This window comes from Brucella sp. LJL56 (assembly GCF_054871705.1).
Window position 1 is genome coordinate 1,207,940 of record NZ_JBTXLQ010000001.1, and the last position, 19,684, is coordinate 1,227,623.

Consider the following 19,684-nt stretch of genomic DNA (forward strand, 5'->3'; position numbering starts at 1 on the left):
CCCCTCCTGCCAGCCTTCTGTCAGGAGGGGTGTCGAACGGCGGTTTCCTTTTCCCGCCCACGCTATAGTTTACCTTCACAAGGAACAACCAGCGCGATGGGATGAAAAGCATGTCGTACGGAAATCTATTCAAGGGAAGTGCTGTCGCACTTGCCCTCTTTGCGGGCGCAATTCAGTTTTCCAGCCTCGCGCAGGCACAGGTGGTCGTGTCTTCCAAGATCGACACGGAAGGCGGCGTCCTCGGCAACATCATTCTGGCCATTCTCAATGCGAATGGTATCCAGACGACCGATCGTATTCAGCTCGGCGCCACGCCGGTTGTTCGCAAGGCGATCACCGCCGGCGAAATCGACATCTATCCCGAATATACCGGCAATGCCGCCTTCTTCTTCAACAAGGCGGACGATCCGCTCTGGAAAGACCCCGCCAAAGCTTATGAGACTGCAAAGCAGCTCGATTACGATGCCAACAAGATCGTCTGGCTGGCGCCATCACCGGCAAACAACACCTGGGGCATTGCGGTGCGCAAGGATGTCGCCGATGAAAACAAGCTCACGAACCTGAGCGAATTCGGAAAGTACATTTCAGGCGGCGGGAAGGTCATTCTGGCGGCATCGTCGGAATTCGTGAACTCGGCAGCGGCCCTGCCAGCGTTCCAGACCGCCTATAGCTTTACCCTGAAACCCGATCAGCTCATCACGCTTTCAGGTGGCGACACGGCCGCGACCATCGCTGCTGCGGCCAACCAGACCAACGGTGCCAACGCGGCCATGGTCTATGGCACCGATGGCGGCATCGCGCCTTCCGGGCTTGTGGTTCTTGAAGACGACAAGCATGTGCAGCCGGTCTACCAGCCCGCCCCGATCATCCGTGAGGAAGTCTTGAAGAAGAATCCGAAAATCGAGGAACTGCTGAAGCCGGTTTTCGAAAAACTTGACCTGACCACCCTTCAGGAACTCAACGGTCGCGTGCAGCTTGGCGGCGAACCGGCAAAGGCGGTCGCCGAGGATTTTCTTAAAGCCAACGGATTTCTGAAGTAGAGAGCGCGATAACGGATAATTGCCGGGCATGAGTGCAACACACCAGACGATGCAGGCAAATGGCACGAAGGGCCTGTTTGCATATGTCGACAAGCTCGGATTGGTCATTGCGGCAATCGGCTTGTCGGGATTGCTTCTGCCATTTGCAAACTTTCGGGCAAACCGCATCGTTCAAGGCGAGCCGCGTTATCTTTTTGATGCACTGCCGACCGAATTGGCGCTGTCGCTCGCAGTTGTCGTCGCATTGGGGCTGCTGATCGGCATTATCCATAGTCGCAGCTTGTTGCGGCTATTCGCGGCTCTGTTCTGCCTCGCATCCGTCATGGTGGCAATCGGTCTGGCCGCGTCATACCTGTCGCCCGAAGGAAACAATTATGCGCGCGTCTCTCCAGCTTCCGGCTTCTGGCTGCTGTTCTTCGCGAGCGCTCTTTATGTTGCCGATGGGCTGGTCCGGTTGCGTGCCGGTCCGCTTTTACGCATCGGACTGCTGGTCATTGCGGGATTGCTGCTTGCCGCGCTGCTTTCTTCAGGGCTTTGGGACAGCATTTCATTCATGAAGGAATATCGAAGCCGCGCGGACAGCTTCTGGAACGAAGCAGAACGGCATATAACGCTGGCATTGGGATCGCTTGTAGCGGCTACGGCAGTGGGTATTCCGCTCGGGCTCATTTGCCATCGTCTGCCGAAACTGCGCGCTTTCGTGCTGAACAGCCTCAATATCGTGCAGACCATTCCATCAATGGCCCTGTTCGGTATTTTGATTGCGCCACTCGGCTGGGTCGCCACGCAATTCCCCTGGGCAGGAGCGCTTGGTATTCGCGGTATCGGTGCCGCACCTGCCTTCGTCGCGCTTTTCCTCTATTCGCTGCTGCCAATCGTGGCAAATACCGTCGCAGGGCTGGCACAGGTGCCGGAACCGGTGACGGATGCAGCCCGTGGCATGGGCATGACGCGTCTGCAACGCCTCTTCAAGACTGAGTTTCCACTGGCTTTCCCGGTCATTCTCACCGGCATACGCATCGTCATGGTGCAGAATATTGGCCTGACGACCATCGCGGCATTGATTGGCGGCGGCGGCTTCGGGACATTCGTCTTTCAGGGTATCGGGCAAACGGCGATGGATCTTGTTCTGCTGGGCGCCTTGCCTACCGTTCTCCTCGCCTTTGCAGCCGCCGTCATTCTCGATGCCGCGATACAAATCACCGAAAAAGGCAGCTCCCTATGATCGAGTTCGACCATATCACAAAGCGCTATAACGGACGCGCGGCTGTGGACGCGGTGAGCTTCACCATCGAACCTCACAGTATTGCTGCGATTGTCGGGACGTCCGGTTCCGGCAAGACCACCCTCCTGCGGATGGTCAATCGTCTGGTCGAGCCGACTGATGGAGAAATCCTTATCGACGGCCGCAGCATCATGGATGAGCCCGGTCATGTTCTGCGCCGGCAGATCGGCTACGTCATCCAGCAGAACGGACTGTTTCCGCATCGCACTGTCGCGGAGAATATTGCGACGGTTCCCCTTCTGCTTGGATGGCAGAAACAGCGCATCGATGCTCGCGTGGATGAACTGCTTGACCTCTTCCAGCTTGAACCAGCAGACTATCGCGACCGCTATCCGCATGAACTTTCTGGAGGGCAACAGCAGCGCGTCGGTGTGGCACGCGCACTCGCTGCCGGGCCGAACATCCTGCTCATGGACGAGCCATTCGGGGCGCTCGATCCGGTTATCCGGGCCAAGGCGCAGGAAGATCTGAAGGCGATCCAGAAGCGGCTCGGCACAACCATTATCCTTGTCACGCACGACATGGAGGAGGCGATATCGCTGGGGGATCGCATCGCCGTCATGGATGACGGAAAACTGCTGCAATATGGCCCACCGGCAGAAATTCTCGCCCGCCCGGCGACCGATTTCGTTGAGCGCCTTGTCGGGACAGGCGAACGGCCCTTCCGTCTCCTCTCTCTGATGGACCTGAAAACCGTGCTCCAGCCCGGTGATGCGGGCGGTGCAACAATGCCGGTAACGGCGTCGCAACGTGATGCCCTTGCCGAGCTTCTGTGGTCAGGACGAAAGGCCCTTCCCGTTCTTGACCATGATGGCAGACCACTTGGACAAGTCACGCTCGACAGGCTTCTGCATCAGGCAGAGCGCCCAGCAGAGCATCAGGCATGAAATTGTTCCTGTCCCTTGTTCCACGTGCGTTGCTTCTGGGCGTTCTGCTGCTGTTCCTGTGGTGGCCCCATCTTTTCGAGCCGGTGTTTCGACCGCTCATCGATGAGGGCGTCCCGGTCATTTATGATCGCGCCAACTTTGTGACGCTGACCTTGCAGCATCTCGGTCTGGTTGCTCTGGCAACACTTGCATCCACGATTGTAGCCGTCTCGATGGCGATCTTTGTTACCAGAAAGCAAGGGGCAGAGTTTCTGCCGCTCTCACGCAGCCTTGTGAATATCGGCCAAACCTTTCCTCCTGTTGCGGTGCTGGCACTGGCGGTGCCCGTCTTCGGTTTTGGAGACAAGCCGACCCTGATTGCCCTCTTCCTCTATGGCCTGCTTCCGATTTTTGAAAATACGCTGACAGGACTAACGACTTTGCCGCCTCCGGTTGTCGAAGCGGCGCGCGGCATGGGGATGACCAGCGCGCAACGACTTGTCAAAGTCGAAGTTCCGCTCGCTATGCCGGTCATTTTGGCGGGTATCAGGCTTTCTGCCGTGATTGGCCTTGCAACGGCCACCATCGGCTCGACTGTCGCTGCCAGAACGCTTGGAGAAGTCATCATAGCCGGGCTCATTTCCAACAATCTTGCCTTCGTTTTGCAGGGAGGGCTCGTCGTGGCCGCACTTGCCATACTCATCTTCGATGGGTTTCAGGCAATTGAGCGTTATCTCCTGAAACGTTCCGGGCGGGGCCTTTGAAAGACGCCACCGCATTCCTATATCCTTGCAAACGACTAGCCAGCGAGGAACGGGATGAACATCGGGCAGGCAGCCGCAGCATCTGGCATATCGGCGAAGATGATCCGCCATTATGAAACAATCGGACTGATTGAAGCTGCCGAGAGAACCGGTTCGGGCTATCGTGTCTATACGCAGAAAGATGTCGAGACCCTGCGCTTCATCCGCCGCAGCCGCGATCTCGGTTTTCAGGTTGAACAGATCAAGGAACTCCTGACGCTCTGGCGCGACCGCAACCGCGCATCGGCTGATGTCAAGAAGGTGGCGCTTGGGCATGTCGAGGAGCTGGAAGCCAAGATGCGCCAGCTTCAGGAAATGGCTGATACGCTGCGCTACCTCGCGAAAAACTGCCACGGGGACAACCGCCCCGATTGCCCGATCATTCACCAGCTCGCAGAAAACAGCGTGGAAAGCCGCAAACGTCCGGCTCCGCGCAAAGGTGAATTGCTGCACGGTAAAATTTGACGTCTGCAAATAAAACGCCGGGATCACTCCCGGCGTTTTTCTTTCATATCACCGACTCAGCCTTTCGGCAGAGTATAGGCGATCACGTAATCGCCGGGCTTGGTACCGACAGAACCATGTCCACCGGCAACCATCAAAACGAACTGCTGATCGCCGACCGTATAGCTCATCGGCGTTGACTGGCCGCCAGCAGGAAGCCGTGCTTCCCAGAGCTGCTTGCCCGAAGTCAGGTCATAGGCACGCAGATAGTCATCCACGGCTGCACCCAGGAAAGCAACGCCGCCTGCCGTGATCATCGGTCCGCCAATGCCCGGAACGCCGACCTTCAGCGGAAGTGGAACCGGTGACATATCGCGGATCGTTCCATTCCGATACTTGTAGGCAATCTTGCCGGTGCGCAAGTCAACCCCCGCCACATAACCCCATGGCGGTGTCTGACAAGGAATGCCGAGCGGACCGAGGAACGGTCCCATGAAGACACCATAGGGCGCGCCGTCGTTGCGGTTCAGCCCCTGTTCGCTGCCCTTTTCATCCTGACCGCGAGGCGGAATATCCGCGCGCGGCACCAGACGCGAGGTGAAGGCCAGATAGGTCGGCATGCCGAACATGACTTGCCGTACCGGATCGACCGCCACGCTGCCCCAGTTGAACACACCGAAATTGCCCGGATAGACAATGGTTCCGCGCAGCGATGGCGGCGTATAGCGCCCCTCATAGAAGAGCTGGTGGAACTTGATACGACAGGCAAGCTGGTCGAACATGGTCACGCCCCACATGTCGCTTTCACGCAAGGGCGGCGGACTGAAAGTAAGATCGGAGATCGGCTGAGTGGGGGCCGTATGGTCCTCAGGAATTGCACCTGTCGGAGCAGGAATTTCCCTGACCGGAGTGATCGGCTCGCCGGTTCGCCGATCCAGAACGTAGAGATCGCCTTGTTTCGTCGGGCCGACAAGTGCCGGAACCCCGTTGATTTCCAACAGGACCGGCTGGGCTGGAACGTCCATATCCCATAGATCATGGTGAACAGTCTGGCGCACCCAGCGAAGCTGTCCGGTATTTACGTCGAGAGCAACGATTGATGAAGAAAACTTCTCCACATTCTCGCTACGGTCCATACCAAGCTGGTCAGGCACCTTGTTGCCAAGCGGCACAAAGATCAGTCCGAGCTTCTCATCGACGCTGGAAACGGACCAGCTATTGGGGGAGTTGGTCGTATAATGTTCGCCCTCCGGCAGCGGCGTGGTTACATCCGGATTGCCCGAATCCCAGTTCCACAGCAGTTGACCGGTGCGGATATCGAATGCGCGGATGACGCCCGACTGTTCTTCCGTCGAGTAGTTGTCATTGACGGCGCCGCCAACGATGATCTTGTCGCCAACGACGACAGGCGGTGACGTGGAGTAATAATACCCTGCCGGATTGTATTTCATGCCATGGCTGAGATCGAGCGTACCGCCATTGGCGAAATCCGTGCAGATTTCTCCGGTGGCCGTATCCAGTGCAATCAATCGTGCGTCGGATGTCGGCAGGTAGACACGCTCGGCGCACTTCGTTCCTGCGCTTGCCGACGCATCCTTCCAGTAACTCACCCCGCGACAGGTCTGATGCTGACGGTCAGTATTGAAGCCGACCTTGGGGTCGAATTTCCACTTTTCCTTGCCGGTGGCCGCATCAAGCGCAATGGCCCAGTTATGCGGCGTGCAGAGATAAAGGGAATCGCCGATCTTGAGTGGCGTCACCTGATAGGTCGTTTCGCCCACATCCTGCGGCTGCTTCACATCGCCCGTCTGATATTGCCAGGCGACCTGAAGCTTGGAGACATTTTCCGGCGTGATCTCAGCCAGCGGCGAATAGCGCTGGCCATAAGGCGTGCGCCCATATTGATGCCACTCGCCGTCGGGCACGTTGCCGCCAAGATCGGGCGTTGCAGCCACCTTCTCAGTCGGCAGGTCTCCGGCAATGTTGTAGCTATCCTGCGTTATCGCATAGCCTGCAACCACAACCGCGATCACCGAGGCTGCCGCCAGCGGCAGACCGCTATCGCCTGCCCCATTGTTCAGCGGTTTCCTGATCCAGGGCGTCAGCATCCAGAAGCCGAGCAGAACGATGACGCCGCCGCGTGCGCCAAGCTGCCACCAATCGAAGCCGACTTCATAAACGGCCCAACCGAGCGATCCGAGAATGACAAGAGCGTAGACCCATAGCGCAGCGGCACTACGCCGGAAAAGCAAAACGGCGGTCAGCAGAAAGCCGATCGCCGCCAGAATATAGTACCAGCTGCCGCCCAGTGCGGCGAGCCAGATGCCTCCCGCACCAAGCGCGAGCCCGATCAGGAGGAGTACGATGGATGTCAACCAGATAAGCACGACGATGTCCCCTTTCAGGCCGTGTCACCATTCTTTCGGACACGTCCGTCAGAACCGATCATATGCTGCCTAATGGTTGACATAGGCGGTCACGGAAAAAATCTAGACGGCGGCAGAGTGTTTCTTTCGCCGGACAGATCGAAAGAGAAATGCCCATCCTTAATCAAGGCAGAACGAGGGCAAGGCGGTTTTTGCGCTTAACAGACTTAAAACGATACGAGAACAGGCCGATTTTCGCCCGTCAATTACGGCGAACGTGTGTTGAAATCATGTATATTGTGGCTATTCGGCGGCATCATGCCGAACTTCGCATGAAAAGCTGACTACCCAGATGGCGAATTTCGGACTGGCCGGACAAGGTGCTTTCTCGGCCATTGATACGGGAAAAAAGCATGTCGAGACCGAGCTGGGCAATCTGCCGGTAATCCTGCGCAACGGTGGTCAGTGCAGGACAGGTGAAGCGGCTGAGCGGATGGTCGTCGTGACCGGCAACACGCAAATCGCAACCTTCCTCGCGTCCGACCCGCAGCTTGCGTTCGAATGCCGCGGAAATAACGCCAAAGGCCAGACGGTCATTGGCACATAGAACCGTGCGCGTCGGAAAACCGCCACGATCAAAAATCCGGCCCGCCTCCTGATAGCCCAGTTCCTCGAAATTCCAGTTCTTCGCAGCTATGGGAAGGACGATCGGTTCAACGCCAAGCCTTTCCATGGTTTCGATATAGGCTGAGCGTCGTTCCACTGCATTCTGGTTCACAACAGGCATTTCCAGAAAGCAGGGATGTTCCCCCGTTCGATAAAGATATTCAGTGATATTCCCTATACTCTGGCGATTATCCGTACCGACGAACGGTTGGTCATCGCTGATGCGACTGTCCAGGAAGACCGCAGGTGTCGAGTTCGACAGACTGGAAAGAAGCTTCTCATCGGTATCGAAACCGAGCGGAGCCATCAGAACACCCGCAATCTTGAGAGACATCAACGTGCGCATCGCTCGCGCTTCGAGTTTTCTGTCACCATGAGATGACAGCACGATGGTCCAGTAGCCCTCCGCCAGACAACGCATTTCGATCTGGCGGATGATCTCCGCATAAAATGGATCAGAAATGTGCGGAACAATGACGCCGATGTTCTTCGGCTTCTTGCGATTGAGACTCACAGCAAAAATGTTGGGCTGATAATTATAGTCTTTCAGCGCCTTTTCGATACGAGCCCGCGTGGAAGGCTTTACGCTTTCAGGATTGTCGAAATATTTCGAGACCGTAGGTCGGGACAATCCGCTTGCTGCGGCGAACTCTTCCATCGTCCTGATCTTGTGTTCGGTCATGCCCTGCTTTTCCCATTGGGGTATCGAAGCGATTTTCCGGCGCCACCCACTTTTCTTTCCATGCGTAAATTTATTTCCGATCAGAAGCAACAAATTTCAACACGCCAGCGATCTGTAGCCCACGCCTTCACTTCCTTTCTGCGGCTCACGCCCGTGTGGCGCGCTCAAATTCAATCGTTATAATTTTTACACGTGAAAAATTTTATATTGACACACTGAACAAGCTCTAGCATGTCTAGGGGAGCTCAATCATGGGCTGAAGGCCCTGCCCTTCGGGAGGTTTGAAGTTGGCGACGACTGATGAACCAGCAGGAAAACCATTGTTCATGTCCCATAGAAGGACGTCCCGGCGAGCGCCGGTCATTCGGAGGAAATCATGTTTCGCAAATCGCTCAGCCGTATTCTCTTTTCCAGCGTAGCTCTGGCAATGATGGCAGGTGCTGCATCTGCCGAAGGCATCGGCGCATCGCTTCTGACCCAGCAGCATCCGTTCTATATCTCGCTCGCAGACGCGATGAAGAAGGAAGCGCAGGCAGAGAATGTGCCGCTGGAAGTCTCCATCGCCAATCAGGACCTGAGCAAGCAGCTCGCCGACGTCGAGGATTTCATCACCAAGGGCGTCGACGTCATCATCATCTCGCCGGTTGACAGCAAGGGGGTTCGCTCGGCCATCAACAAGGCTGAAAAGGCCGGTATCAAGGTCATCACGGTCGATGTTCCGGCTAACAATGTCGATGTGACTTCCTTCGTCGGCACGGACAACTTCGCAGGTGGCGAAAAGGCTGCCGAACTGATGGCGAAGTCCATCGGTGAAAAGGGCAATGTCGCGATTATCGACTACCCGACCGTTCAGTCGGTCGTCGACCGCGTTGAAGGCTTCAAGAAGGGCATCGCCAAATATCCGGACGTCAAGATCGTGGCGATCCAGCCGGGCATCACCCGTCCGGAAGCGCTTTCGGCTGCACAGAATATCCTTCAGGCCAATCCTGATATCGTCGGCATCTTCGGTTTCGGTGATGATGCAGCACTTGCCGCTGCCTCGGCTGTCAAGTCGGCCAAGCTTGAAAGCCAAGTCAAGGTGATCGGCTTCGACGGCATGGAAGAAGCCCGCAACGCCGTGAAAAACGATCCGGTCATGGTCGGCGTTATCGCACAGTATCCAGACCAGATGGGCAAGGTTGCAGTTGAAACTGCTGCCAAGGTCATCAAGGGCGAGGAAGTGCCTGCCAAGCAGCCGATCGTTCCGGGCGTTGTCACGAAGGACGGCGAAACCAAGTAAGACCGCGTGAAACAGCGACACTCCTCCCAGTCGCTGTTTCTTTTCTGCGTGCGGCGGCCCGGCGAACACCACGCGCCTTGCCGCCGCCGCATCCCTTTAGACAGCAAGCTAATGTGGCCCCGGTCGCATCCGGTTCATGGCAGGCTGCAGCAAATGGAGAGTGGAGGCCCCAAAGTGACAGCCACCAAATCCGAACAGAACACGGTAGCGGATACGGTCCTGGAAATCCGCGATGTCGCAAAATCTTTTGGCCCGGTCATCGCGCTGAAGCGCATGAACCTGACCGTTCGACGGGGCCGCGTGCATACGCTGCTCGGTGAGAACGGCGCGGGCAAATCCACGCTGATGAAGATTCTGGCTGGCGTTTTCAAGCCGACCTCCGGCACCATTCTGCTCAAAGGTGCATCGTATGCGCCCAAAGACCCGCGCGACGCTCGTGCGCATGGCATTGCCATTGTTTTTCAGGAACTGAGCCTGTCGCGCAATCTCAGCGTGGCCGAAAACATTTTCGCCAATCATGAGCCAAGCCGCTTCGGTTTTGTGCGGGAGCGCGAACTGAACGCCGCTGCCGACAAGCTTATCAATGAGCTTGGTCTGCCCGTCGATGCGCGTGCAAAGGTTGGCGACCTGTCGATTGCCCAGCGCCAGCTCGTCGAAATTGCCAAGGGATTGAGCCAGCCTGCTGACGTCGTCATTCTGGATGAGCCGACCTCATCGCTTTCCGACAGCGAAGCGGAAATCCTCTTTTCGATCATTGAGCGCCTGAAAGCCAGGGGCACAGCCGTTATTTATATTTCGCATCGCATGGAAGAAATCATGCGGCTTTCCGACGACATTACGGTCGTTCGCGATGGCGAATATGTAACGACCACCGAGAAGAGTGAGACCACGATCGAGCGACTGATCGCCCTGATGGTCGGCCGTGAGATGAACGACATCTATCCGCCGCGCGAAGCGCCGAGACCATCGGCAAGCGTGCCGCCCATACTTGAAACGAAGAACCTCTCGGTTGCGGGCAAATTCAGCGATGTTTCCATCGACGTGAAACCCGGCGAAGTTCTGGGGCTTTTCGGGTTGGTCGGTTCTGGCCGTTCGGACGTGATGAAGGCATTGTTCGGTATGCTGCGGCCCACCGGGGAAATCAGGCTCGACGGAGAGATCATCACCCTCTCCTCACCGACCGATGCCATTCGCAACGGCATTGCTTTTGTGACCGAGAACCGCAAGGAAGAAGGCCTCGTTCTTCCGCATAGCGTTGAACGCAATATCAACATGGTGGCGCTCGGCCAGCTTGCAGGAACTTTCGGCCTCATGCGTTCCAGAGCGGAACGCTCTGCCGCCAAAACGGAAGTGTTGCGTCTTGCCATCAAGACAGCATCCATCGACACGGTTGCCGGATCGCTGAGCGGCGGCAACCAGCAGAAGATCGTGCTGGCAAAGTGGCTGCAAACAAAGCCGCGCATCCTCATTCTCGATGAGCCGACGCGCGGTGTCGATGTCGGCGCAAAATTCGAAATCTATCGCATCATCCGTGAACTTGCCGCCAATGGCGCGGCGATCCTGATGGTTTCCTCCGAACTGCCGGAAGTGCTGGGCCTGAGCGACCGCGTGGCGATCATGCATAACAAGCATGTTGCTGCCATTGTCGATGCCGATAGCCTCACGCCCGAAACCGTCATGAGCTACGCAGCAGGAATGCATCAATGAGCAACACAGATATTCAGAAGAAAGCCGTGGACGCCGAAGTGCGCCGTTCGCTTTTCAGTTCACCACTGGTCCGTCAGTATGGCGGCATCATCATTTCGCTCGCAGTGCTGTGCGTCGTTTTCGCGGTTCTGAACCCGCGCTTTCTCGCTTTCAACAACTTCATGAACATCATGCAGCAGGTGGCGGTGATCGCCGTTGCCGCCTATGGCATGACCTATGTGATCTTGCTCGGTGAAATCGATCTTTCCATAGGCTCCATCATTGCGGTTTCCGGCATGGTGGCGGCGCAGGCTTTCGCCATGGGCTTCGGTTTCGTGCCGACCGTCGTTTTCACCCTTGCGGCGGGTGCCATCATGGGCGGATTGAACGGCGTGCTTTCCGCCAAACTGATGCTGCCCTCCTTCATCGTGACGGTTGCGACGATGGGCATTTATCGCGGGATGGTTAGCCTTCCGACCAATGGCGCGCCGGAAATCATCGAGAACGATACCTGGCTTGCCATCGGCTCGGAAAACTGGCTCGGCCTGCCGATCATCATCTGGATTGTTGGTGTCCTGTTCATCTTCAACTATATCCTGCTGTCGAAGACCGTTTTCGGTCGCCGCATCTATCTGTCGGGCGGCAACAAGGAAGCAGCGATCTATTCGGGAATCCGCGTCGACCGCATCAAGATCATCGTCTTCATGCTTTCTGGCGTCATGGCGGCGATCAGCGGCATTCTGCTTTCATCACGCCTTTCCTCGGCGCAGACCAATGCAGGCATGGGCTACGAACTCGACGCCATTGCGGCAGTCGTGCTTGGCGGCACCTCGCTTGCCGGCGGCGTCGGCACCATGGTCGGCACCATTCTCGGCGCGCTCATCATCGGCGTCATTAACAACGGCATGAACATGCTGTCGGTGCCTTATTTCTATCAGCTCATCGTCAAGGGCGTGGTCATTCTGGTCGCCGTCTGGCTCGACGTGCGCTCCAAGTCCATGCGTACGTAATCGCGGTGCACCTTATGAAAAAGATCATCACCATCGGCGAGATCGTCGTCGAGATCATGGCCGTGGAAACCGGCAACGGTTTCAAGTCCGCCATCCCGTTGATCGGTCCGTTCGCCTCCGGCGCACCCGCCATCTTCATCGATCAGGCCGCAAAAATGGGCCAGCCTTGCGGCATGGTCAGCGCGGTCGGCAATGACGATTTCGGGGCGCTCAATGTCGAACGCCTGCAAAAAGACGGCGTGGATGTATCGGCGATCGGCGTGCATCCGACAGCCGCCACCGGCAGCGCCTTCGTGCGTTATCGCCCGGATGGCAATCGCGATTTCATCTTCAACATCAAGCACAGCGCATGCAGCGCCATCGGCCTGACACCGGAAGCCGAAAAGCTTATCGAGACCGCCGATCACCTGCATATCATGGGCTCCGCCCTGTTTTCCGAAGGCATTGTTTCGGCAATCCACGAGGCGACGATCCGCATCAAGGCGAAGGGCGGCACCGTGTCCTTCGACCCCAATATCCGCAAGGAAATGCTGGAATTACCGGGCATGCGCCAGGCGCTTTTCCATGCGCTGGAAAACACCGACCTGTTCATGCCGAGCGGCCCGGAAATCCTTCTCTTCACCAAGGCGACAGAGGAAAAGTCGGCCGTGGAAGAACTGCTGGCGCGCGGCATCAAGGCTGTTGTGGTCAAGCGCGGCGCGGAAGGCGCAAGCTATTTCGACCAGTCCGGCGAAGTTTTTGCGCCTGCTTTCAAGGTGGAGGAAATCGACCCAACCGGCGCGGGCGACAGTTTTGGCGCCGCATTCGTCACCTGCTGGTTGCGTGACATGGCACCCAAGGAAGCCCTCCTCATCGCCAATGCCACCGGCGCACGCGCTGTCGGTGTCAAAGGACCGATGGAAGGCACCTCGACCATGGCCGAAATCGAAGCCTTCCTTCAGAAAAACGGAGTTCCAGCATGAGCAGCACGAAAGTTCTGAGCGCACTTCCCGCACGTTACGCCAGTGGAGTTCGCGGCGGCATCACGTCGATCTGCTCCGCGCATCCTCTGGTGATCGAAGCCGCCCTCCTCGAAGGCGTTGCGACCAATACGGACGTTCTGATCGAGGCCACCTGCAATCAGGTCAATCAGGATGGCGGCTATACCGGCATGACGCCTGCCGACTTCCGCCGCTTCGTTGAAGACATCGCCGCCCGCGTCGGCTTTGACACCAGGCGGCTCATTCTGGGCGGCGACCATCTCGGCCCGAACCCGTGGAAGCACCTGCCTGCCGAAGAAGCCTTGCTGAAGTCGGATGTCATGATCGATGCCTTCGTGCGCGCAGGCTTCACCAAGATCCATCTCGACACCTCGATGGGCTGTGCTGGCGAGCCGGTTGCGCTGCCCGATGCTGTCACCGCCGAGCGCGCTGCGCGTCTGGCCAAGGTTTCCGAAACGGCGGCCCGTGAAGCCGGATACGACCTGCCGGTCTATATCATCGGCACCGAAGTACCTATCCCCGGCGGGGCGATGGAAGAAATCGAAGAGCTGGAGCTGACCAAGCCGGGCGCGGCAGTTGAAACCGTCGCTATTCACCGCAAGGCTTTCGCGGCATTGGGGCTGGAAGATGCATTCGCCCGCGCCATCGGCGTCGTGGTGCAGCCGGGCGTCGAGTTCGGCAACGAGAATGTCGTGCTCTACAACAGCGAGAAGGCGACGGCCCTCAGCGGCGTTCTCGGCGAAATGCCGCAATTCGTCTTTGAAGCGCATTCGACCGACTATCAGCCGGTGGAAGCGCTTTCCGATCTGGTACGCGATGGTTTCGCCATTTTGAAAGTCGGTCCCGGCCTGACTTTCGCACTGCGCGAGGCGCTCTATGGCCTCGACCAGATTGTAGCTTTCCTCGACAAGCTGCCGGAAGAAGAAACCCTGCGCGGCAAGATGGAAGCACTGCTTCTGGCTGAACCGAAGAACTGGGAAAAATATTACCACGGCGATGCGGAGGAACTGCGCCTGCAACGCCATTTCTCCTATAGCGACCGCATTCGCTATTACTGGCCGCATCCGGTGGCAACCGCTGCTGTCGATGCGCTTTTGAAGCGTCTGGAAGGGCGCAAGATACCGGAAACGCTCATCAGCCAATATCTTGGCACGCTTTATCCGGCAGTCGCCTCGGGACAGATTGAAGCGACGCCGCATGCCTTGATGGTGGAAGCCGTCCGCAACGTGGTGCGGATTTACGGCAAGGCCGTCGGAACCCACTGAAAAAAGGCGCGGCCAAGACCGCGCCTTTTTTGTTGGATTATACTTCGATAGGGCTTTTGAAAGCCTTGAGCCGCAAGGCATTGCTAAGCACGAAAATGCTCGAGAAAGCCATGGCGCCTGCCGCCAGGACCGGCGACAGCAGCGTTCCTGTGAACGGATAAAGAACACCGGCCGCGACGGGGATCAGGGCGACATTATAGGCAAAAGCCCAGAACAGATTCTCGCCGATATTGCGTATCGTCGCCTTCGATATTGCAATGGCATTGACCACACCGCGCAGATCGCCCGACATCAGCACCACATCCGCGCTTTCAATCGCGATATCCGTGCCGGTGCCAATCGCGATGCCGACATCAGCGGCAGCCAGTGCAGGTGCATCGTTGATGCCGTCACCGACAAAAGCGATCCGCTTGCCGCCTGCCGAAAGCCGCTTCAGCGCTTCGACCTTGCCGTCCGGCAGCACTTCCGCAACCACCTCGTCGATGCCCAGCCTTTTGGCAATGGCTTCCGCCGTGCGGCGGTTGTCGCCGGTAATCATCGCCACCTTGAGCCCCTGTTCGTGCAGGGCAGCGATGGCCGCAGGCGTGGTTTCCTTCATCGGGTCGGCAACGGTCACTATGGCCGCAAGCTTGCCGTCAACAGCGACATAGAGCGGTGACTGGCCTTCATCGCCCAGCCTCTTCGCATCTTCTGCAAAGACAGCAACGTCATGACCGAGCTTCGCCATATAGCGATCGGCGCCGATGGCAACCTCATGACCGGAGACATGAGCCTTCAAGCCGAAACCGGGGACCGCTTCGAAAGCCGACACATCCGCAAGCTTCAATCCCTTCACCTTCGCTGCTTCCACGATCGCGTCGGCAATAGGATGTTCGGAGCGTGCTTCAACGGCTGCCACAAGCGCCAGAAGTTCGTCCTTATCAAAGCCTTCGACGGTCGCAAAATGCGCGAGTGCGGGCTTTCCCTGTGTCAGCGTACCGGTCTTGTCGACGGCAATAACGGAAGCATCGCGCAGGGTCTGCAAGGCATCACCACGACGAAACAGGACGCCGAACTCGGCTGCGCGGCCAGTGCCAACCATAATGGAGGTCGGCGTGGCCAATCCCATGGCGCATGGGCAGGCAATGATGAGAACTGCAATCGCGTTCACCAGCGCGTAGCCCAGCATGCCCGTGCCGCCGATTACAAGCCACAAAGCGAAGGTCAATGCAGCGGCTGCCATCACGGCGGGAACAAACCAGCCTGTCACCTTGTCGACCTTAGCCTGAATAGGCAGTTTGTCGGCTTGCGCATCCTCGACCATACGGATGATCTGCGAGATCACCATGTCGCGGCCAACCTTGGTCGCGCGGAAGGCGAAAGCGCCGGTCTTGTTGATCGTGCCGCCAACCACCTCCGCGCCCTTTTCCTTGGCAACAGGCACAGGCTCGCCGGTGATCATCGATTCATCGACATAGGACGAACCTTCAATCACTTCGCCATCGACCGGGACTTTCTCGCCGGGACGAACTTGAACGATGTCGCCAGCGCGAACATCTTCCAGCGGTACGTCAATAGCCTCGCCATCACGCAGAACCCGTGCGGACTTTGCCTGCAAGCCGACCAGCCGGCTGATAGCCGCACTGGTGCGTCCCTTGGCGCGCGCTTCCAGATAACGCCCGATCAGGATCAACGTGACAATGACAGCGGCAGCTTCGAAATAGACGTTTACCGTACCTTCGGGCAACACACCGGGAATGAATGTCGCAACGACGGAGAAGCCCCAAGCTGCAAGTGTACCCACCACGACAAGAGAATTCATGTCAGGTGTGCCGCGCAGGAGTGTGGGTATGCCTTTCCTGAAAAAGCGCAGGCCCGGCCCGAACAGAACCAGCGTCGTGAGCACAAGCTGCAGATACCAGCTATTCTGCATCCCGAGCCGGTCCATGACGAACATATGAACCGCCGGGATGAGATGCGACCCCATCTCGAGCACGAATACAGGCAATGTAAGAATGGCGGCAAGGATGACGCTTTTCTTCAGCTCAGCCGCTTCCGCATCGCGCTTTTCGGACTGGGTCTCCTGCTTGTCGCTGCCCTGCTTTTCATCAAGTGACCGCGCCTCATAGCCAGCAGTTTCAACTGCCTTGATAAGCTCGTTGACCGATACCTGCCCGGCCAGATCGACATGCGCCCGCTCCGTTGCGAGATTGACGCTGGCGTGGGTAACACCCGGCACGCCGCTCAACGCCTTCTCGACCTTGCTGACGCAGGACGCACAACTCATGCCCTCAATCGCCAGATCTATGCTGGCAGCCGGGACTTCGTAACCTGCCTTGCGAATGGCATCGATCACCGAGGGCAGGTCCGGCGCGCCCTTGAAAGTCACATCGGCGCGTTCCGTTGCGAGATTGACGGAAACCTTGTCGACGCCCGGAACTTTGGACACGGCTTTTTCCACGGACGACACGCAGGATGCGCAACTCATCCCTTCGACGGGCACAGGAAAACTGATGGTTTCGTGATTTACAGGCTTATTCATGGCAATCCCTTTCATTGCCCTGAAGGGCATAATTCGAGAGTTGCTCCTTAGATATTCCTTCCCACCGTTGGAAGGTCAAGCCCTTTTTGAAACAAGATGAGATTTGGGTTTTTGGTCTGGCGCGACGGCTCTTCGAACGCGGCTCAATAATAAGTAAGCGATATCCTAAATCGGCAATCTGTTTTGCGCCGCAGGCATTTCCAGACCAACATTGCTGCGGCTCTGGATAAAGGAATGCACGTCCCCGGCGGGCATAGGTCTCCCGGTCAGAAAGCCTTGCACTTCGCCAAAACGCTCTGTCTTCAAACGTTCCAGTTGTTGTGCGGTTTCCACGCCCTCAGCCGTGGTGACAATATTGAAGCCTGCGCCAAGCGTTGCTACAGCCTGGATGATTGCCAGATCGCGCGTATCGACCTCAATCCCCGAAACGAAACTGCGATCAATCTTGATTTTATCAAACGGGAATGCTCGCAGATAGCTGAGCGATGAATAACCGGTTCCGAAATCATCCATCGCAATACGAACGCCCAATCGGCGCAGTTCGAACAGAAGCTCGATATTGTTCTTGCTATTCGAAAGAAAGACTGACTCGGTGATTTCAAGCTCAAGCCTGTCGGGGGACAGGCATGCGGCTTCCAGCGCATCCGTAACTGAACGCAAGAGCGTCGTCTGGCTGAACTGGACCGGCGAGAGATTGACGGAAACTTTTATGTCCTCAGGCCACAACGCAGCTTCCCGACATGCCGCCCTCAAAACCCAGTCCCCGATCGGTCCAATCAGTCCTGTTTCTTCGGCTAACGGGATGAACTCTGCAGGCGAAACCATACCGCGGCCCGGATGACGCCAGCGGATCAGCGCTTCAAAACCGGAAATCTTACCGCTCTCAAGATTGAATATCGGCTGGTAATGAAGCTCGAACTGTTCGTCCAGCAGAGCCTGTCGAAGTTCGCCGGTCATGACATGACGCTTCTCCGCTGCCAGGCGCAGGGAATGCTGATAGAAACGGAATGTGCGACGTCCGCCTGATTTTGAAGCGTAAAGCGCAAGATCGGCATTGCGCATCAGCGCATCGGGGGTGTCGCCGTGCAATGGCGCTTGAGCAATGCCCATGCTGCAAGTGACAAACTCCGAATTGCCAACCAGTTTGAACGAATCCTGAAAAGCGGAAAGGATACGGTCAGCGAACATCGCGATCTGGGCCAGCGTTCCGCTGCGATAAACAATGGCAAATTCGTCGCCACCAAGTCGAACGATGAATTCATCTGAAGTCGTGATCTGCTTCAGCCGACGCGCCACTTCCTGCAGAAGCTGATCACCTGCCTGATGGCCGATGCTGTCGTTGATGTTCTTGAAATGATCTATGTCGAGATAGAACAATGCGAAGGGTTCGGAATCTCCGCCTTTTTTCAGCAGGCTCTCAACATGGTGCGCAAAATAGGCACGGTTCGGCAGGCCGGTCAGGCTGTCATGCATGGCGATATGTGCCATGCGCTCCTCGATCTCGCGGCGTTCGGTTATATCTTCAACAAGCCCAATCAAATAGCGAGGCTCGTTGTCCTCGACCGGCGGGATCGAGCATTTGATGATCCGCATCGTACGCGAAGTCCCATCCTTGCGCGCAACCTTGCGTTCAACGCTCAACACCTCGCGGCGTCGCATCGCCATGCGGTCCTGCTGGCTGAAAACAGCAGCCTCACGCTCGGGAAACAGATCAAGGTCGGTCGAGCCAATAGCTTCTTCTATCGGCTGTCCGCTCGCTATTGACGCAGCCTGATTGTAGAGCACATAACGGCCATCGTCGTGCATATCCTTGACGAAAACACCGAGTGGCAGATTGTTGACCAGACTGTCCAGCAAGGACTGGGCGTGACTTGCCTGACGATTGGCTTCCGCCAACTCCGTTCTATCCTGAACAATAGCCAGAATTGCTTCCTTGCCGTCGAACTGCACTTCCCGACCGTAGGTCAGAACCTCGATGACCTCTCCATCGGCACGCAAATGCTGCCAGCGTTCCGGGCGCTCCAGATCGCTGCGCTCGCGAACGGCGCTCAACATACGCTCGCGCTCGGTCTGCGGACGAATATCGAGAACAGTCATGCCCGGCAACTCATCGGGCGTGTAGCCGTAAAGCGCATAGGCCGCATCGTTCATGATGATGAAGCCCAGGGTTTTTGGATCGTAGACCCACATCGGCGTCGGATGGGTAGTGAAAAGAATGCGGAAATCCTGCTGGGACGTGCTCGTCATGGTGCATTCCGCCCGTTCCGGACCGGCTCTCCGCTTCGCCATCATGTACCCCTTGCTTCGAGCCGACACTTGTCGTCCGTCTAATTTAGCCAACAAAACCTTTCACTGGAACATCATATTCCGCATGAGTTCATGAACAGACAAGTTCACGAACCACAGGCGAGGATCACCACCTGGGCACACTTCCCCGCAGGGAGAGTACGACCAATGGTTTTAACAAACCATATATGAAAAGCCCTTTCATATAAGTTTTTCCTGACAACGGCATTTTATCGCGTCAGGCGCAGCACCAGACGCAACGGAAGATTGCCGAAGACCGCTTGACCGCCCAAAACTTCCGGCCTATGCCTATGGGAGCAAAATTCGTTGGGGTGCCTCGAAAGAGGCTGAGAGGCGCGTTCTCGCGTTAACCCATTGAACCTGATCCGGGTAATACCTGCGTAGGGAACGGAGTTTGACGCGTCGCGGACGGGGGGCACCCCACCAGGAGCTTATGCTCCACAAAGGTTCATGACGTCTCATCTTTCCGTTCGGAATGAGAGAC

At 57.2% G+C, this 19,684-nt stretch carries 14 protein-coding genes and 1 riboswitch; of the genes, 10 read left to right on the forward strand and 4 right to left on the reverse strand.

Annotated elements, in window-relative coordinates:
- The first annotated feature begins 110 nt into the window (after window positions 1-110).
- From osmF to cueR, 5 genes are read left to right on the forward strand one after another with little or no spacing between them, the layout of a single operon-like run.
- Complete coding sequence (osmF, locus tag ACYSN1_RS05885) at window positions 111-1,040, forward strand: glycine betaine ABC transporter substrate-binding protein OsmF (RefSeq protein ID WP_461724802.1); 930 nt, start codon at window positions 111-113, stop codon at window positions 1,038-1,040.
- A gap of 28 nt (window positions 1,041-1,068) precedes the next feature.
- Window positions 1,069-2,265: an ABC transporter permease gene (locus ACYSN1_RS05890; RefSeq protein WP_461724803.1), complete on the forward strand. Its 1,197-nt coding sequence runs from the start codon at window positions 1,069-1,071 to the stop codon at window positions 2,263-2,265.
- The gene (locus ACYSN1_RS05895; protein ID WP_461724804.1) at window positions 2,262-3,212 is read left to right on the forward strand and encodes an ABC transporter ATP-binding protein; all 951 of its coding nucleotides are present in this window, start codon (window positions 2,262-2,264) and stop codon (window positions 3,210-3,212) included. The genes ACYSN1_RS05890 and ACYSN1_RS05895 overlap by 4 nt, the downstream gene beginning before the upstream one ends.
- Entirely contained in the window at window positions 3,209-3,955 is a 747-nt protein-coding gene (locus tag ACYSN1_RS05900; protein WP_461724805.1) for an ABC transporter permease, read from the forward strand. The genes ACYSN1_RS05895 and ACYSN1_RS05900 overlap by 4 nt, the downstream gene beginning before the upstream one ends.
- A 54-nt stretch (window positions 3,956-4,009) precedes the next feature.
- Window positions 4,010-4,459 (forward strand): Cu(I)-responsive transcriptional regulator, encoded by a 450-nt coding sequence (gene cueR / locus ACYSN1_RS05905; protein ID WP_010658066.1) that lies wholly within the window; start codon window positions 4,010-4,012, stop codon window positions 4,457-4,459.
- Window positions 4,460-4,515: 56 nt separating this feature from the next.
- Here cueR and ACYSN1_RS05910 read toward each other — a convergent pair whose 3' ends face one another.
- Together ACYSN1_RS05910 and ACYSN1_RS05915 are read right to left on the reverse strand one after the other, a co-directional pair.
- The gene (locus tag ACYSN1_RS05910; RefSeq protein WP_461724806.1) at window positions 4,516-6,825 is read right to left on the reverse strand and encodes a glucose/quinate/shikimate family membrane-bound PQQ-dependent dehydrogenase; all 2,310 of its coding nucleotides are present in this window, start codon (window positions 6,823-6,825) and stop codon (window positions 4,516-4,518) included.
- A gap of 295 nt (window positions 6,826-7,120) precedes the next feature.
- On the reverse strand, window positions 7,121-8,152 hold the full coding sequence (locus ACYSN1_RS05915; protein ID WP_461724807.1) for a LacI family DNA-binding transcriptional regulator: 1,032 nt from the start codon (window positions 8,150-8,152) through the stop codon (window positions 7,121-7,123).
- Between the two features lie 427 nt (window positions 8,153-8,579).
- Between ACYSN1_RS05915 and ACYSN1_RS05920 the strand changes: the two genes are divergently transcribed.
- From ACYSN1_RS05920 to ACYSN1_RS05940, 5 genes are all read left to right on the forward strand, one after another.
- On the forward strand, window positions 8,580-9,431 hold the full coding sequence (locus ACYSN1_RS05920) for a substrate-binding domain-containing protein (protein ID WP_461725287.1): 852 nt from the start codon (window positions 8,580-8,582) through the stop codon (window positions 9,429-9,431).
- A gap of 153 nt (window positions 9,432-9,584) precedes the next feature.
- Window positions 9,585-11,138, forward strand: a complete 1,554-nt coding sequence (locus ACYSN1_RS05925) for a sugar ABC transporter ATP-binding protein (protein ID WP_461724808.1) — start codon at window positions 9,585-9,587, stop codon at window positions 11,136-11,138.
- Window positions 11,135-12,127, forward strand: coding sequence for an ABC transporter permease (locus tag ACYSN1_RS05930; protein ID WP_461724809.1), 993 nt, complete (start codon window positions 11,135-11,137; stop codon window positions 12,125-12,127). Before ACYSN1_RS05925 ends, ACYSN1_RS05930 begins: the two co-directional genes overlap by 4 nt.
- A 14-nt stretch (window positions 12,128-12,141) precedes the next feature.
- Window positions 12,142-13,089 (forward strand): tagatose kinase, encoded by a 948-nt coding sequence (locus tag ACYSN1_RS05935; protein WP_461724810.1) that lies wholly within the window; start codon window positions 12,142-12,144, stop codon window positions 13,087-13,089.
- Window positions 13,086-14,372 carry a D-tagatose-bisphosphate aldolase, class II, non-catalytic subunit gene (locus ACYSN1_RS05940; RefSeq protein ID WP_461724811.1) on the forward strand — a complete coding sequence of 429 codons (1,287 nt, stop codon included), beginning with the start codon at window positions 13,086-13,088 and terminating at the stop codon, window positions 14,370-14,372. Before ACYSN1_RS05935 ends, ACYSN1_RS05940 begins: the two co-directional genes overlap by 4 nt.
- A gap of 37 nt (window positions 14,373-14,409) precedes the next feature.
- On the opposite strand, the gene ACYSN1_RS05945 is transcribed toward ACYSN1_RS05940, so the two are convergent.
- Window positions 14,410-16,893, reverse strand: a complete 2,484-nt coding sequence (locus ACYSN1_RS05945; protein ID WP_461724812.1) for a heavy metal translocating P-type ATPase — start codon at window positions 16,891-16,893, stop codon at window positions 14,410-14,412.
- 165 nt (window positions 16,894-17,058) lie between these two features.
- Window positions 17,059-19,182, reverse strand: a complete 2,124-nt coding sequence (locus tag ACYSN1_RS05950) for a putative bifunctional diguanylate cyclase/phosphodiesterase (RefSeq protein ID WP_461724813.1) — start codon at window positions 19,180-19,182, stop codon at window positions 17,059-17,061.
- A 315-nt stretch (window positions 19,183-19,497) separates the two neighbouring features.
- Window positions 19,498-19,604, forward strand: a riboswitch (TPP riboswitch).
- Window positions 19,605-19,684: the final 80 nt, after the last annotated feature.